This window comes from Roseateles sp., assembly GCF_019237615.1.
Lineage (GTDB): Bacteria > Pseudomonadota > Gammaproteobacteria > Burkholderiales > Burkholderiaceae_C > Pelomonas.
Genome location: NZ_JAFAGT010000088.1, coordinates 1 through 14,366, shown reverse-complemented (window position 1 = coordinate 14,366; position 14,366 = coordinate 1). Strand labels below are relative to the sequence as shown.

General features: G+C 71.0%; 14 protein-coding genes and 1 pseudogene. 7 read left to right on the top strand and 8 right to left on the bottom strand.

The features are described from left to right. Positions 1-147: 147 nt before the first annotated feature. Positions 148-1,186, bottom strand: a pseudogene (gene ocd, locus JOY88_RS18625) (ornithine cyclodeaminase). 125 nt (positions 1,187-1,311) lie between these two features. Between ocd and JOY88_RS18620 the strand changes: the two are divergent. The 3 genes from JOY88_RS18620 (at position 1,312) to JOY88_RS18610 (ending at position 3,364) form a co-directional block, all read left to right on the top strand. Beyond that, positions 1,312-1,737 (top strand): Lrp/AsnC family transcriptional regulator, encoded by a 426-nt coding sequence (locus tag JOY88_RS18620; protein ID WP_293504132.1) that lies wholly within the window; start codon positions 1,312-1,314, stop codon positions 1,735-1,737. Positions 1,738-1,810: 73 nt separating this feature from the next. Further along, a complete protein-coding gene (locus JOY88_RS18615) occupies positions 1,811-2,725 on the top strand; it encodes a patatin-like phospholipase family protein (RefSeq protein WP_293504130.1) in 915 nt (304 codons plus the stop codon). Between the two features lie 3 nt (positions 2,726-2,728). Continuing rightward, the gene (locus JOY88_RS18610; protein WP_293504129.1) at positions 2,729-3,364 is read left to right on the top strand and encodes an LON peptidase substrate-binding domain-containing protein; all 636 of its coding nucleotides are present in this window, start codon (positions 2,729-2,731) and stop codon (positions 3,362-3,364) included. On the opposite strand, the gene JOY88_RS18605 is transcribed toward JOY88_RS18610, so the two are convergent. From JOY88_RS18605 to JOY88_RS18595, 3 genes are all read right to left on the bottom strand, one after another. Next, the gene (locus JOY88_RS18605; RefSeq protein WP_293504128.1) at positions 3,342-4,166 is read right to left on the bottom strand and encodes an alpha/beta hydrolase; all 825 of its coding nucleotides are present in this window, start codon (positions 4,164-4,166) and stop codon (positions 3,342-3,344) included. The genes JOY88_RS18610 and JOY88_RS18605 overlap by 23 nt on opposite strands. Further along, positions 4,163-5,071 (bottom strand): YihY/virulence factor BrkB family protein, encoded by a 909-nt coding sequence (locus tag JOY88_RS18600; RefSeq protein WP_293504127.1) that lies wholly within the window; start codon positions 5,069-5,071, stop codon positions 4,163-4,165. Before JOY88_RS18600 ends, JOY88_RS18605 begins: the two co-directional genes overlap by 4 nt. Before the next feature lie 63 nt (positions 5,072-5,134). Continuing rightward, the gene (locus JOY88_RS18595) at positions 5,135-7,015 is read right to left on the bottom strand and encodes an alkyl/aryl-sulfatase (RefSeq protein ID WP_293504126.1); all 1,881 of its coding nucleotides are present in this window, start codon (positions 7,013-7,015) and stop codon (positions 5,135-5,137) included. A gap of 51 nt (positions 7,016-7,066) precedes the next feature. Here JOY88_RS18595 and JOY88_RS18590 point away from each other — a divergent pair, with 51 nt between their 5' ends. Together JOY88_RS18590 and JOY88_RS18585 are read left to right on the top strand one after the other, a co-directional pair. Further along, on the top strand, positions 7,067-8,104 hold the full coding sequence (locus JOY88_RS18590) for a hypothetical protein (RefSeq protein ID WP_293504125.1): 1,038 nt from the start codon (positions 7,067-7,069) through the stop codon (positions 8,102-8,104). 154 nt (positions 8,105-8,258) lie between these two features. Continuing rightward, complete coding sequence (locus JOY88_RS18585; protein ID WP_293504124.1) at positions 8,259-9,314, top strand: SGNH/GDSL hydrolase family protein; 1,056 nt, start codon at positions 8,259-8,261, stop codon at positions 9,312-9,314. Between the two features lie 234 nt (positions 9,315-9,548). Here JOY88_RS18585 and JOY88_RS18580 read toward each other — a convergent pair whose 3' ends face one another. Genes JOY88_RS18580 through JOY88_RS18570 form a run of 3 tightly spaced genes read right to left on the bottom strand, consistent with a single transcriptional unit; the run spans position 9,549 to position 12,062 of the window. Further along, complete coding sequence (locus JOY88_RS18580) at positions 9,549-10,274, bottom strand: LytR/AlgR family response regulator transcription factor (RefSeq protein ID WP_367269822.1); 726 nt, start codon at positions 10,272-10,274, stop codon at positions 9,549-9,551. Continuing rightward, complete coding sequence (locus JOY88_RS18575) at positions 10,271-11,332, bottom strand: sensor histidine kinase (protein WP_293504123.1); 1,062 nt, start codon at positions 11,330-11,332, stop codon at positions 10,271-10,273. Before JOY88_RS18575 ends, JOY88_RS18580 begins: the two co-directional genes overlap by 4 nt. A 7-nt stretch (positions 11,333-11,339) precedes the next feature. Further along, a complete protein-coding gene (locus JOY88_RS18570; RefSeq protein WP_293504122.1) occupies positions 11,340-12,062 on the bottom strand; it encodes a LiaI-LiaF-like domain-containing protein in 723 nt (240 codons plus the stop codon). A 195-nt stretch (positions 12,063-12,257) separates the two neighbouring features. Here JOY88_RS18570 and JOY88_RS18565 point away from each other — a divergent pair, with 195 nt between their 5' ends. Next, the gene (locus tag JOY88_RS18565; RefSeq protein ID WP_293504121.1) at positions 12,258-12,719 is read left to right on the top strand and encodes an RrF2 family transcriptional regulator; all 462 of its coding nucleotides are present in this window, start codon (positions 12,258-12,260) and stop codon (positions 12,717-12,719) included. Next, complete coding sequence (locus tag JOY88_RS18560) at positions 12,709-13,590, top strand: NAD(P)/FAD-dependent oxidoreductase (protein WP_293504120.1); 882 nt, start codon at positions 12,709-12,711, stop codon at positions 13,588-13,590. The genes JOY88_RS18565 and JOY88_RS18560 overlap by 11 nt, the downstream gene beginning before the upstream one ends. A 205-nt stretch (positions 13,591-13,795) precedes the next feature. On the opposite strand, the gene JOY88_RS18555 is transcribed toward JOY88_RS18560, so the two are convergent. Next, the gene (locus JOY88_RS18555; protein WP_293504119.1) at positions 13,796-14,212 is read right to left on the bottom strand and encodes a hypothetical protein; all 417 of its coding nucleotides are present in this window, start codon (positions 14,210-14,212) and stop codon (positions 13,796-13,798) included. Positions 14,213-14,366: the final 154 nt, after the last annotated feature.

The window sequence follows — 14,366 nt, the reverse complement described above, 5'->3', positions numbered from 1 at the left end:
AGCCGCGACACCGAACTCAGCCACTGCTTCAATTCCTTCGCGTCCATCGCCAGCTCCAGCGGCCCTCCACATGGGGCTCGTGCGACCAGTCTGGTGGCCGGCTGGCTCAGGGCGTGAGCCTGTCACTAACTAACGATCAAAGAGCCCTCAGGCGACCTGCAGCTTTCCGTTCAGGTGCAGTTCGCCGAACAGCTCCTTGGGGTCGGCCATCTGCGGGATCAGGTCCAGCGGCGCGCCCAGGCCCAGCTGGGCGCCGAGGTCGCGCAGCAGGCGCAGCGCCGAGAAGTCCTCCAGCGCGAAGCCGACCGAGTCGAACACGGTGACCTGCTCCGACGACTCGCGCCCGGGGGGCGGCCGGCCAGCACGCGCCAGAACTCGGCGACGGGGAAGTCGGCCGGCATCTGCTGCACGTCACCCTCGACGCGCGACTGCGGCTCGTACTCGACGACGACGACGCGCGCCGCCGCCAGCACGCCGGGGTGCAGTTCGGTCTTGCCGGGGCAGTCGCCGCCTACGCCGTTGACGTGCATGCCGGGCTGGACCATGTCGGGCGTCAGGATGGTGGCGCTGCTCTTGTCGGCCGCCGCGGTGGTGACGATGTCGGCGCCGCGCACGGCCTCGGCCGCCGAGTTGCAGACGGTCTGCACCAGGCCCGGTGTGGCCTGCAGGTGGCGCACCAGCCGGGCCGTGGCGGCGGGGTCGATGTCGAACAGGCGCAGCTCGCGTATGCCCAGCAGGTGGTGGAAGGCCGGGGCCTGGAACTCGCTCCGCGCGCCGTTGCCGATCAGCGCCATCACGCGGCTGTCGGGGCGGGCCAGTGCCTGGCGACCATGGCGGACGTGGCCGCGGTACGCAGCGCCGTCGTCAGCGTCAGCTCGGAGAGCAGGAGGGGGGCGCCGGTGGCCACATCGGCGAGCACGCCGAAGGCCATCACGGTCGGCAGGCCGACGCGGTGGTTCCTGGGGTGGCCGTTGACGTACTTGAAGCTGTAGAGGCTGGCGTCGGCGATGGGCATCAGCTCGATGACGCCGTCCGGCGAATGGGTGGCGACGCGCGGCGTCTTGTCGAACTCGGCCCAGCGCAGGTAGTCCGCTTCGAGACAGGCGACGAGGCGGCGCGGCAGGTCGGGAAGTCCCACGCGCTGCGCGATGCAGGCGACGTCCCGGGTCGTCAGGACGGTGGTCATGTCGGTCTCCTTGAGGCGTTTGCGTCCATTCTTTGCAGGCGGCCCGCCAAACAGAAGCGCAACTCCTGTCGCCGAATGCGGTGTGATTTGTCAGAATGGCAATGCATATTGACGATCTGATCGATATGGACGCCCTGGACCAGCAACTCCTCGCCCTGCTGCGCACCGACGCCCGGGCCAGCGTCGCCACGCTGGCGGCCCGGCTCAAGGTCTCGCGCGGCACCGTCACCAACCGCATCGCCCGGCTGGAGGACGACGGTGTCATCACCGGCTACACGGTGCGCCTGCGGCCCGACACCGTGCCCGACCAGATCACCGCCTGGATGAGCATCACCGTGGAGGGCAACCGCACCCGCGAGGTCGTCGCCATGCTGCTGGGCGAGCCCGGCATCACCGGCCTGTTCGACACCAACGGCCGCTGGGACCTGCTGGCCGAGATCCGCAGCTCCAGCCTGCAGGAGCTGGCCGACGTGCTGGAGCGGGTGCGCCTCATCAAGGGCATCGCCGGCACAGAGACCAGCATCCACCTGCAAAGCTACAAGCTCGGCTGAAGCGGGGCTGGCGCCTGGCGCCGGGCGTCAGGCCCGCCTCGGTTATCGTGCGCCGCGCCAACCCGTTTTCGACATGACTCCTGCCTTTCTCCGCCGCGCCGGGCTTGCCGCCCTGATCACGTTCCTCGCCGGCTGCTCCATGCTGCAAAGCCCGCCGCCGCCGGTCGTCGTGCCGACGCCCGAGCCCCCGCCCGTCGTCAAGCCGGCCCCCCGGCCGCCGCGCCTGGGCCTGGCCCTGGGCGGCGGCGCCGCGCGCGGCTTCGCCCACATCGGCGTCATCCAGGTGCTGGAGGAGAACGGCATCAAGGTGGACCTGGTCGCCGGCACCTCGGCCGGCAGCCTGGTGGCGTCGCTCTACGCCTCCGGCAAGAGCGGCAAGGAGATGCAGCAGCTTGCCGAGACCATGGACGAGGGCGCCATCACCGACTGGTCCTTCCCGCTGCGTGGCCTGATCCGCGGAGAGGCGCTGGCGCGCTACATCCGCGACAAGACCGGCGGCAAGAACATCGACCAGATGGCGCTGCCGCTGGGCATCGTCGCCACCGACCTGGCCGATGGCTCGGCCATCCTGTTCCGCAGCGGCGACACCGGCACGGCCGTGCGCGCGTCCAGCGCCGTGCCGGCGGTGTTCCAGCCGGTGCGCATCGGCCAGCGCGAGTATGTCGACGGCGGCCTGGTGTCGCCGGTGCCGGTGCGCTTCGCCCGCGAGATGGGGGCGCAGCTGGTCGTCGCCGTGGACATCACGTCGCCGCCCGAGAAAGACCCGCCCGGCGACGCCTTCCGCATGCTGATGCAGACTTTCTCCATCATGGGCCGCAGCATCAACACGTTCGAGCTGCGCGAGGCCGACGTCGTCATCCGGCCCCGGCTGGACGGCATAGGCAGCGCCGACTTCACGGCCCGCCGCCGCTCGGTTCAGGCCGGACGCGAGGCGGCGCTGGCGATGCTGCCGCTGCTGCGCCAGCGCATCGCGGACAAGACCCGCTGAGCCATGCACGACACCGAGATGCCGCTGTTCCCGCTGCGCTCGGTGCTGTTCCCCGACGGCCACCTGCCGCTGCGCATCTTCGAGCCGCGCTATCTGGACATGGTGCAGCGCTGCCATGCCCGCGGTGAGCCCTTCGGCGTCATCGCGCTGACGGCCGGCGACGAGGTGCGCCGGCGCGAGGGCGAGGGCTTCAAGGCCGAGTCCTTCCACGACATCGGCACGCTGGCGCGCATCGCGCAGTTCGAACGCCCCCAGCCCGGCCTCATCCAGATCCGCGCGCGCGGCGCGCAGCGCTTCCGGCTGCTGCAGAGCCGCCGCCTGAGCCATGGCCTGTGGGTCGGCCGGCTGGAGCCGCTGGCGGACGATGCGGCCGTGGCCGTACCCGAGGACCTCGGCGCCGCAGCGCTGCAGCTGCAGGACCTGATGGCCGGCTGGGCGCAGCGCGCCGCCGCCGAGGACCTGCCGGTGCAGCCGCCCTGCCGGTGGGGCGACGCCGGCTGGTTGTCCAACCGCTGGGCCGAGCTGCTGCCCATGCCGCTGGAGGCGCGCCAGCGACTGATGGCGCTGGACAATCCGCTGCTGCGGCTGGAGCTGGTGGTGGACCGCCTGGACGCGATCAGGCGTCCAGCCAGTCCGTGAGCGCCGCCAGCACCGCGGCCTTCTCTGGCTCGTTGAAGATCTCGTGCGCCAGGCCCGGCCAGGGGCGGCTCGCGACGACGCCTGCGGGCGCGGCGGCGGCGAAGGCCGCGCTGCCGCGCGGCGCCACGCAGCGGTCGGCTCCGGCCCACATCAGCAGCGTCGGCAGCGCCCAGCGCGGCGCGGCGTCCAGGACGTGGGCGCCAGCGTCAACGATGAAGCGCGTCAGCCGCGCGGTGATGCGGTCGTGCACCAGCGGGTCCGCGACATAGGCCCGCACGACCACGGCGTCGTGGCAGATCCATTCGGGCTTCAGGCCATTGCTGACGGCCAGGCCCGGCGCCAGTGCGCCGGCCAGCGCGAGGGCCAGCCTCTGGCCGGTGTTGAGGCCGGCGTCCAGGGCCGGCGAGGACATCACCAGGCCGTCCAGCGGGCGGCTCCACGCCGCCGGCCGGCCCGTCAGCGCCTCGGCGGCGAAGCGTCCGGCGACAAGGCCACCCATGCTGTGGCCCAGCAGCACCAGGCGGGCGCCGGGTCGGCGCACCGCGTCGATGACGCGGGCCGTGTCGCGCAGCAGCGCGTCATGCTCGGGAATGTCGCCGCGCCGGCCCTCGCTCTTGCCATGGCCGCGGTGGTCCCAGCCGTGCACGTCCCAGCCGGCCGCATTCAGCGCCGCCGCGACAGCGGCATGGCGCTCGATGTGCTCGCCCAGGCCATGCACGATGAGCACCTGGCCGCGCGTGGGCGCCGCGGCGGGCCAGTGGCGGAGATGGAGCTTCAGGCCGTCGTCGGTGGTGAGGGTCATCGGGGCGGGGGAGGGGAGTCGGGCTGCCAGTGTGCCTGCTCCGGCATGTCGCGCCGCGAACCCAGCACGCGGGCATAGGCCCAGGTGAACTCGGCGCCTATCAGCAGGATCTGCGCGGAGAAGTAGACCCACACCAGCAGCGCCACCACCGAGGCCGCCGCGCCGAAGCCCGAGGCCACGCCGCTGTGCCGCAGATAGCTGCCGATGCCGTGGCGCCCCAGCGCGAACAGCCCGGCGGTCACCAGGGCGCCCAGCAGCACGTCGCGCCAGGCGACGCGCACGCGCGGCATCCACTTGAAGATCAACGCGAACACGGCGACGACCAGGCCCTGGCTGATGAGGGCGTTGGCGATGGCCGCGACGCGCAGCCAGTCGCCGAACCAGGGCTGCCAGAAGGACTGGGCGGCCGACAGCACGGCGTCCAGCAGCAGCGACACCAGCACCAGGAAGCTCAGGCCCAGGATGAGGCCGAAGCTCAGCAGCCGCGTGCGCAACCAGTTCAGCCAGCCCTGCACGGGCCGGGCCGGCACGCGCCAGATGGTGTCCAGCGCGTCTTGCAGCTCGGCGAACATCGTCGTCGCACCCACCAGCATCAGGCCCAGGCCCAGCACGGTGTTGAGCCAGCCACCGGCGGGCCATGAGACCGTCTTCAGCAGCGCCTGCACCGTCGAGGCGGCGGCGCTGCCGAACAGGCGGGCGAGCTGGTCGAAGAGTTCGCCGCGCACCGCGTCACCGCCCCAGACCAGGCCGGCCACGGAGACGACGATGAGCAGCAGCGGTGCCAGCGAGAACAGCGTGTAGTAGGCCAGCGCGGCGCCCATGCGCGGGCCGCGGTTGGCCAGGAAGCCGTCGAAGGTCAGCCGCAGCACGCGCCCGAGCGGGCGTATCGATTCGAGCCAGCGCATGCCCGAAGTCTGGCCGCCGGTTCGCGCGCAGCCTGTAGGACGGAGCCTGGACGCGAGCTGCCGTCAGCGCGTGACGATGGGAAAGTTGCCGCTCGCGGCCTGGAAGAGGCCGAAGAAGCGGCCCAGCGCCAGGGGATTGCCGCCCACCTGCACGTCGCCGCTTGCCAGCGCCTCGCGGGCCGTGAGCTGGCCGCCCAGCAGCCGCAGGTAGACGGCCTTGGGCAGTGTCAACGTCGCGTTGGCATCCGCGTCGGCCACGCCCTTGCGGTAGCGCAGCACCGAGTTGGCGACGCTCAGCACATAGGTCTCGCCGAGGTCGCTGAAGACGAGGTTGATCTTCAGGTTCACGCCCTCGGCCCGGACCGGGTCCAGCGACGCGGCCGAGCGCTCGATGAAGCGTGCGATGGGCACGTGCTGCAGCAGGTCGCCCAGCGCCGCCAGGCCCAGGCCCCTGGACCCGCCGCCGCCGCGCAGCTCCAGCGCGCCGGACAGGTAGATGTTGCGCTGCGGCGCAGACTCGGCGGCCCACGCGAGCTGCTCGAAGGTCCTGGCCAGCAGCTCGCGGGCCGCTGCGTTGCCGGCATCGGCCAGCACGGCATGACGCAGCAGTTCAGCCGCCCAGCGGTGGTCGCCCGCATCGAACGCGGCCTGGGCGGCGCTCACCAGCTTGTCGATGCCGCCGGCCAGCTTCACGTAGCGGCGCGCGGCCTCGACCGGCGGCAGCGGATCCAGGTGGCTGGGGTGGCCGTCGAAGAAGCCCAGGTAGAACTGGTAGACGGCGCGCACGTTGAACTTCAGCTCGCCGTAGTAGCCGCGCACGTCGAACTCGTCCCGCAGGGCCCTGGGCAGCCGGATCTGCTCGGCGATCTCCTCGGCGTTGAGGCCCTGGTTGATGCCGCGAACGGTCTGGTCGTGGATGAAGCGGTAGACGTCGGCCTGGGCGCCGATGAACCGGTGGATGCGGGCCTCGCCCCATACGGGCCACTGGTGGCTGTTGAAGACGACGTCGGCACCGGCCACCCAGTCCTGCGCGGCGTCGAGGTAGCCGGCCCAGCGCAGCGCGTCGCGCACCTTGGCGCCGCGCGGGGTCAGCAGGTTGTGCAGGTTGTGGCTGAGCAGCTCGGCACCGCAGAACGCCTTGAACTCCGGCAGCTCGATGACGAACTCGGCCGGGGCCTCGCTGCCGGGCACGTTGTGGAAGACCAGGCGGCGGCCGTCGACGACCAGCTCCTGGCGCTCGCCCTCGACCAGCTGCGTCGGCGCGAGCATGCCGAGGCGCCCGAGCGCGAGCGCCTTGCCCAGGCCGGTGTCGACCGATCCGTTCGCGTTGCGCGGCAGCAGGTTGCCGTACATCCAGGTGGCGCGCCGGCCCATCGCGGTGCCGACGAGCAGGGTCTCGCTGGTCGCCTCCTCCATGAAGCCCGCGGGCGCAATGACGGGCACGCGCCGCGCGGCGGCCTCCTCGGGGGTGATGACGCCCAGTGCGCCGCCGAAATGATCGGCATGGCTGTGCGTGAAGACGATGGCCGACACGGGCCGGTTGCCCAGGTGCTGGCGCGCGAAGGCCATCGCCGCGGCGGCCGTCTCGCCCGACGACAGCGTGTCGATGACGATCCAGCCGGTCTTGCCGTCGACCAGGGTCAAGTTGGCGAGGTCGAAGCCGCGCAGTTGCCAGATGCCGCCCGCCGGGCCGTCCGTGACTTTGAACAGCCCGATTTCGTTGTTGAGCCTGGCGTGGCGCCACAGGCTGGGGTTCACCGTGGCCGGCGCGTCACCCTGGACGAAGCCGTAGTCGGCGAAGTCCCAGACGATGCTGCCGTCCGCTGCCTTGATCTGGCCGCTGGGCCGGGCGATGAGCCCGCGTTGGGCCTCCGCGGGCGCCGGGTCGTCGGCATGGGCGGCGAGCGCCGCGAGTGCGAGCAGGGCGGGGGCGAGGAGGCGCATCGCCCGATTCTGGCGCCGGCGTGCAGCGGCGTGGGGCCCTTCATGCGAGGCTTGATCGCGCGGATCGCCTTGCGCAGCCGACAGTATTGCGCGCCGGGCTGTCTTGGCCCCGTGCGGTGCGAACAACGCGGTTTGGCGCGCAGCGCATCGCTTTCGCCGGAAGATCGGACATGCATGCACGATCTCAGGGCAGCCTCTATGAGGCCCCGGGGGCTCGCCGGGCAATACTGGACGGCAAGCCAGACGGCACGGCCTTGGGGACCCCAGATGGAATGCTTCGCGACGATGCGCCTCACCTTGCTCGCCACCATGTCCGCGATGAGCTTGACGATGCTGCCCGCCTCGACCCTTGCCGCACCGGGCAGTTCGACGCTCGAGTTCGACCAGCGCGTCGGCGCGCGCAGCGAGCGCCTGCGCATTGCGGTCTCGCCGACGCATGTCGCGGTGCTCAACGAGGCCGGGCAGGCCACCATGCTGTACCAGCGTGCCAGCCGGCTGCTGATCCTGCTCGATCATGGTGGGCGCACCTACCGGCAACTCGACCGGCCGCATCTTGAGCGGCTGGCCGTCGAGGTCAATGCGGCGATGCGCCAGACGCGCGCGCGGATCGACTCTCTGCCGCCGGCCGAGCGGGCCCGGGCCGAAGGCGCGCTGGCCGAGTTGCTCGGCGGCCCGCCCGCGCCCGCCAGCGAGATGCTCAGCTTCGGCGCCGCGGCGCAGGGCGGACGGGCTGCCGGCATCGATTGCCGCTGGCACGACATGCGCGTCGGCGGCGCGGCCGCCGGCCGGGTCTGTGCCGCCGAGCCGCGCCGCGTGCCGGGAGGCGAAGGGGTGCTGGAGTTGCTGGGTGCGATGTCCGAGGCCTACGGGCATCTGAGCCGGCTGACGGCGGCGCAACTGCCGGCCGTGCTCAAGGGCAATCCGCTGCTGCCGGTCGTCAAGCTCGGCCAGCTGCCGCTGCTGATGCAGGAGCAGCGCCGCGATGGCGAGCGCAGCGAATCGCGGCTGCTGTCCGTGAGCGAGGCGCCGGTCGCCGCCAGCGTGTTCGCGATCCCCGCGGGTTTCCGCGACGCCTTCGCCGAGACCTGACTCCCGGCCATGACGCCGCCGTCAGGCGGTGCCGGCGCGCGAACGGCCGCGGCCTTGTCAACCCGGGTTAGTGCCCCGCTCAACCCCGCGATTTACGTCGCGGGTCGTGTTTCCTCAAATCGGTCCGGGCTAAACCAAAAAAATGGAGACAACAATGAGTTCAATAGTTAGCCGTACCGGCTGGATACGCTCGGCCCTGGTCAAGGTGGCGCTGGCGCTGTGCCTGCCCGCGGCCCATGCCGTTCCGTCCTTCAGCACGATCTACGTGTTCGGCGACAGCCTGTCCGACACCGGCAACACGCAGGCGGTGCTGGGCACCAATGCCATCATCGCCAATACGGCCGGCTATGGCGCCAACGGGCGCTTCTCCAACGGCCCGGTCTGGCACGAGAGCCTGGCCACCGGCCTGGGCCTGGCCCCGGCCACGCGTTCGCGCAGCAACGGCAACAACTACGCCCATGGCGGCGCGCGCATCGACAACGCCAGCGGCCAGTCGGCCGGGGTGCTGAACCAGTACGCCTCGTACACCTCGGGCAAGGGCGCCGGCGGCGCCGACGCCAACGCGCTGTACATCGTCTGGGGCGGCGGCAACGATGCTCGCGACCTGGTCGGCAAGGCCAACCCCCTGAGCGCGATCCAGAGCGCGATCGGCAGCCTCAGCGGCGTGCTGACCGGCCTGCTGAACTCGGGTGCGACCACGCTGCTGGTGCCCAACCTGCCGGACCTGGGCCGCATCCCCGAGTTCCGCACCGGCGCGAATGCCAGCTCGGCCTCGCAGGTGAGCAAGCTGTGGAATGACACGCTGCTGACGATGCTGGACGAGATCAACAGCCACACCACGGCCTCGATCTACTTTCTCGACGTGTTCTCGATCTTCAACGATGTGCTGGACCACCCGGCTTCGTACGGCTTCAGCAACACGACCGGCCAGTGCCGTTCGCTGGGCTTCCTGAACCTGACCGAGATCAGCTGCGCCAATGCCGACAGCTGGGTGTTCTGGGATCAGATCCATCCGACCAAGGCCGCCCACGCGATGCTGGGCGCGGCCGCGCTCGACCTGTTGAGCAACGGCTCGCCGCTGGCCCACGTGCCCGAGCCGGCCAGCGTGATGCTGGTGCTGCTGGCCCTCGCCCTGGCCGCGGCAATCAGCCGTCCTCGGCGTGGTGCCGCGCAGGACGGCCTACCGCTGCCGGCGCCGGCACTGGCCTGATGGAGGGGTGCCCAGGCCCGTTGAAGACGCCGGGCCTGGGCGGTACTGTCTGAGCGGGGCTCCGGCGGGTGCCGGGAGGCAAGCTCGAAAGGTTCTGGCCTGTGGGGCTTGGTGGCCTGCGAGGTGCTGGCCCGGAAGTTCTGGAGTCGGACTCCGCGACGGCCTGCTGGGGCGACTCGAATGCGTTGCCGGCGGCGGCGCGGCCGGCCTCGCCACTCATTCGCCCCGTCGCGTTCAGATCGCCTTGCGCAGCCGCTCGTAGCCGCTGCGGCTCACGGGGATGCGCTTGCCGTTCCTCATGCGGGCGACATGGGCGTCGCTGTCGGTGCGCTCCAGGCCTTGCAGCGCGGCCAGGTTGATGATGAAGGAGCGATGCACGCGCACGAAGCGCGTGGGGTCCAGCTGGGTCTCCAGCTCGGAGATGCGCTGGTTCTTCAGGTGCTCGCGGCCCTGGGCGTGGAAGGCGACCTGGTCCGCCTGGGCCTCGATGTAGGCAATGTCGTCGACCGGCAGCACCTGCATGCCATCGCCGTCGCGCACCAGCACGCGCGCCAGCACTGGTCCGGCCGGCGCCACCAGCTGCTCCAGCCCCGGCGCGGCCTGGCCCAGAAGCAATCGCGCGCGCTCCAGTGCGGCGTCGAAGCGGGCCTGCGAGAAGGGCTTGAGCAGGTAGTCCACCGCGTGCAGCTCGAAGGCGCGCATTGCATGCTGGTCGTAGGCCGTCGTGAAGATGATGCCGTCGCGCCGGCCGGTCAGCTCCAGCACCTCCAGGCCGGTGAGCTTGGGCATCTGGATATCGAGGAAGACAAGATCGGGCTTGAGTTCGGTGATGGCGCGTGCGGCGTCCAGGCCGTTGTCCGCCTCGGCGACGAGGCTGATGTCGGCATGGGGTCGCAGGTACTCGGCCAGCAGGCGGCGGGCCAGCTGTTCGTCTTCGGCGATGAGGGCGCGCAGGGTCATGGCGAGGCTTCGTAAGGCAGTGAGATCTCGACGGCGAAGCCCTCGGGCGTGGCTCCCCATTGCATGCGGGCACGGCCGTGGTATTGCGCCGCCAGGCGTTCGCGGAGGTTGCGCAGGCCCAGGCCCAGGCCGGTTTCCTTGGACGGCGTGGCGGGGACGGGGTTGCGCACGGCCAGGTGCAGCCAGCCATCGTGCGCCAGCGCCTGCACGCGCAGCAGGCCACCGTCGTCGCGCGGGCGCAGGCCGTGCTTGAGGGCGTTCTCCACCAGCGGCTGCAGCGTCAGCGGTGGCAGCAGCGCGTCCAGGCTGGCGGGCTCGGCGTCGACAGCGGTCGTCAGCTTGTCGCCCAGGCGCTGCTGCTCAATGGCGAGGTAATGCGACACCAGGCCCAGCTCGTCCTCCAGCCGGATGCGCTCGCGGCCGGCGAGGTCCAGCGTGCGGCGGAAGAATTGCGCCAGGTCTATGGCCATGGCGCGGGCGGCGGCCGGGTCCAGGTGGGTGAGGGCGCTGATGGAGTTCAGGCTGTTGAAGAGGAAATGCGGGTCGATCTGCAGTCGCAGCAGTTGCAGCTCCATGTCGCGCGCCAGCAGCCGGGCCTGGGCCTCACGCTCGCTGGCAGCCTGGGCGCCCTGGAAGGCGATCAGCACGTCGTGCGCCAGCACGGACAGGGCCAGCAGCGCGAGCAGGCCCGCGCCCAGCAGCGCCACGCCGCGGCGGCCCAGGCCGACCCAGCCCTCGGGGTGGCCGAACAGGCCGCCGGCGGCGTCCCAGCCGGCGGCCAGGGCTGTCATGACGGCGGCCAGCGTCAGCACCAGGCCGGCGCGATAGCCCAGCGCGGCCGCCCAGCCGACGCTGCCGAAGGGGCGGCTGCGGCAGGGGTAGTAGACGGCCAGCAGCACGAAGGCGAGCACGCCGCACAGCGGCACCGTCCAGGGCAGGGCCCAGCCCAGCGGCGCGATGCCCAGTGCCTGCAGCAGGGCGGCCAGGGCCAGGCCGGCCAGCACCCAGGCCAGCAGGTAGGCGGCCAGCCCGCGCAGATGGTTCAGCAGCGGATGCAAGGCGGTGTCAGTTCTTGATTTCGACGCCGCCGAACATCACGTCGCCGCGCAGCACCAGGCGCGGGCCGGGCGTCATGGGCGGGACGGTCTTGTCCTCGACGCCGCCGAAGGTCGACGAGACCTCCACCACCACCAGCCAGTCGCGCGGCACGCGCAGCTCGACGCCGCTGAAGCTGGCGGAGATATCCAGCCGCGCCTCGGCGCCGTCGATCGCGGCCTGGCTCAGGTCCACCTCCACGCCGCCGAAGGTGCTGGCGATGCGGCCACCCTTGAAGCTGCGCGAGTCGTAGCGCTGGCTGATGGCGCTGAAGCTGGCGTCGACGTCGATGCGCTCGCCATGCTCCAGCGTGGAGGCCTGGAAGCAGGTCTCCCGGCGCCGGCGCGGGAACAGGCCGCGCGCCAGGATGGCCAGGCCCAGCAGGATGACGAAGACGGGCCACCAGTCGCGCGGGTTGAAGTCGGCATAACCCAGGTTGCGCGCCGTCAGCAGTCCGCCGATGAGGACCAGCCCCAGGCCGAACAGCCAGCTGCCGGCATGGCGGGGACGGGCCAGCCGCGCCATGCCGAACAGCACGAAGACCAGCGGCCAGAAGGTGCGCAGCAGCGGCATGCCGAAGACCTTGAGGTTGTCCAGCAGGGCCAGGACGCCGAAGCCGATGACGACCAGGCCGAAGACGATGCGACTGCCGGGATGGCGGCGCGGGTAGGTGCGATGGCGGCGGGTTCTCATGGGCGGGCTCGGTCCCGAAGGGCAACGGGCGCTAGTAGACACGGCCGCGGCCGGCGGCGCTGCCGCGATCAGGCGAATCGTCGCCATTCGCCGACGAATCGACGGCCGCCCGCGCCGGCGGGCAAGACCCCGGCCAGTGCGGGGGCAAGGGCGGCCGGCCCGGTGCTGTTTGTTTCATGGAACTAATATGGTTGCATGAAACGAGACGGCCGACTTTCCGGGGTGCTGCACCTGCTGCTCCACATGGCGGAGACCGGGGCTCCGGCGACCTCCGAGACGCTGGCGCGGGCGATGAACACCAACCCCGTCGTCGTGCGGCGGCTGATGGCGGGCCTGCGGCGCGCCGGCTTCGTCGCGTCGGCCAAGGGGCATGGCGGCGGCTGGGTGCTGGGCTGCCCGCTGTCGGCGATGACGCTGGGCGACGTACACGCCGCCCTGGGCGCGCCGCCCTTCCTGGCCGCCGGACTGCGCGACGAGCGTTCGTCCTGCCTCGTCGAGCAAGCCGTCAATTCGGCGCTGGGCGCCGCCTATGCCGAGGCCGAGGCCTTGCTCGTTGCGCGCCTGCACGGCGTCAAGCTGTCCGTGCTGGCCGAGGATTTCCACCGCCGCATGCAGGAGCGCGGCCTCTCAACCCAGGACCTGAACCATGATGTATGACGCCCTCGTCGTCGGCGGCAGCTTTGCCGGCCTCTCCGCTGCGCTGCAGCTCGCCCGGGCACGCCGGCGCATCGTCGTGGTCGATGCCGGCCAGCGGCGCAACCGCTTCGCCGACGCTTCGCACGGCTTCCTCGGCCAGGACGGCCGCGCGCCCGGCGACATCCAGTGCGAGGCGAGGGTGCAGCTGGCGGCCTATCCCAACGTGGACTGGCGCGAAGGCCTGGCGGCCGCGGCGCGCCGGCAGGGTGAGGGCTTCGAGGTCGACGTCGGCGGCGACACGCTGCGGGCGCAGCGCCTGGTGCTGGCGACCGGCGTCGTCGACGAGCTGCCGCTCGTCGAGGGCCTGATGCAGCGCTGGGGCCGGACGGTCTTCCACTGCCCCTATTGCCATGGCTACGAGCTTGGTGGCGGCGCCATCGGCGTGCTGGCGAGCGGCCCGCAGTCCATGCACCACGCGCTGATGCTGCCCGACTGGGGGCCGACGACGTTTTTCCTGAACGACGCCTTCGTGCCCGATGCCGAGCAGGCGCGGGCGCTGGCCGCGCGCGGCGTGACGGTCGAGGCCGTGCCGATCGCGCGCATCAGCGAAGAGATGACCGTGGAGCTGGAGGATGGCCGCCGTGTGCCGCTGGCCGGCCTGTTCACGGCCACGCGCACCCGCATGGCCAGCCCGCTGGCCGAGCAGCTGGGCTGCGAGTTCGAGCAGGGGCCGGCCAGGCCCTATCTGCGCCGCACGCTGATGGAAACCAGCGTGCCCGGCGTGTTCGCCTGCGGGGACGCGGCACTGGCATTTGCCAATGTGGCCATTGCGGTTGGCGACGGCGCGATGACCGGCGCGGCCACTCACCGCTCGCTGATTCCGGGGCTGTGAACGCTCATGGGTAGCAAGTGCCCAACCGTCGATGGGACGGGCACTTGGCGCGATTCGTGGCCATTTGCTTTTGAGAGCTTTTCCCAGCGCGAGCCGCCACTGATGCGTCCTACCCTGACACCATCGCCCAGTGAGAAAGACAACTTTCGCCGCGTCTCGCCGGCACGCGGCGCTGAGGCGCTGCTTGACGATCTCGATGCTCGTGTCACCCTCTGCTCCCTGACGAAGGGGCAGGCTCGACCGCTTTTTCGCCGGGAGCGGAATACTTGCCGCTCCATTCAGACGACATCAGGGGTTTGATGCGCGGCCATGCCTTCTCCCAAAAAGGGCCTGCAGGGATCAGCGACGGATCGATCGCATCAGCCACGTAGATGCCAGCCCGCTTGGCCACTTTCTTGCCCGCGTCGCCGCGGGCCATCATGACGATGTCGTTGACGTAGCGCTGAATCGGGCTACGGCCTGTCGCCACCCTCTCCGCGGGCTCGATCGCCGCCGTCCTCTTCAGGAACTCTCGAACGACTCCGATGGCCAGGACCAGTTGCAATTCGCCCTTGTCATTCTGCTTTTCTGGGAGCTTGTGGAGGTTGACCAGCCTGCTTCGCAGCACGTGAAGCGGGTGCATGACGAGGGTAAGCGGTAAGTCGTGGGCGTCCTTGCCGGCCTGCTCAGCGTTTGATACGTGACGCCGTGTAGGCAATGCATTCCACGATGCCGAGCGAGCTCAACCACACCTGATGCTCGGCATCGCTGTTGAGGGACGAGATGCCTTGCTCGCG

What these genes read in the sequence shown, in the direction of transcription:
- JOY88_RS18620 (WP_293504132.1), top strand. Translation starts at nt 1,312, where the DNA reads ATGGACGCCCTGGACCAGCAACTCCTCGCCCTGCTGCGCACCGACGCC.
- JOY88_RS18615 (WP_293504130.1), top strand. Translation starts at nt 1,811, where the DNA reads ATGACTCCTGCCTTTCTCCGCCGCGCCGGGCTTGCCGCCCTGATCACG.
- JOY88_RS18610 (WP_293504129.1), top strand. Translation starts at nt 2,729, where the DNA reads ATGCACGACACCGAGATGCCGCTGTTCCCGCTGCGCTCGGTGCTGTTC.
- JOY88_RS18605 (WP_293504128.1), bottom strand. Translation starts at nt 4,166, where the DNA reads ATGACCCTCACCACCGACGACGGCCTGAAGCTCCATCTCCGCCACTGG.
- JOY88_RS18600 (WP_293504127.1), bottom strand. Translation starts at nt 5,071, where the DNA reads ATGCGCTGGCTCGAATCGATACGCCCGCTCGGGCGCGTGCTGCGGCTG.
- JOY88_RS18595 (WP_293504126.1), bottom strand. Translation starts at nt 7,015, where the DNA reads ATGCGCCTCCTCGCCCCCGCCCTGCTCGCACTCGCGGCGCTCGCCGCC.
- JOY88_RS18585 (WP_293504124.1), top strand. Translation starts at nt 8,259, where the DNA reads ATGAGTTCAATAGTTAGCCGTACCGGCTGGATACGCTCGGCCCTGGTC.
- JOY88_RS18580 (WP_367269822.1), bottom strand. Translation starts at nt 10,274, where the DNA reads ATGACCCTGCGCGCCCTCATCGCCGAAGACGAACAGCTGGCCCGCCGC.
- JOY88_RS18570 (WP_293504122.1), bottom strand. Translation starts at nt 12,062, where the DNA reads ATGAGAACCCGCCGCCATCGCACCTACCCGCGCCGCCATCCCGGCAGT.
- JOY88_RS18565 (WP_293504121.1), top strand. Translation starts at nt 12,258, where the DNA reads ATGAAACGAGACGGCCGACTTTCCGGGGTGCTGCACCTGCTGCTCCAC.
- JOY88_RS18560 (WP_293504120.1), top strand. Translation starts at nt 12,709, where the DNA reads ATGATGTATGACGCCCTCGTCGTCGGCGGCAGCTTTGCCGGCCTCTCC.
- JOY88_RS18555 (WP_293504119.1), bottom strand. Translation starts at nt 14,212, where the DNA reads ATGCACCCGCTTCACGTGCTGCGAAGCAGGCTGGTCAACCTCCACAAG.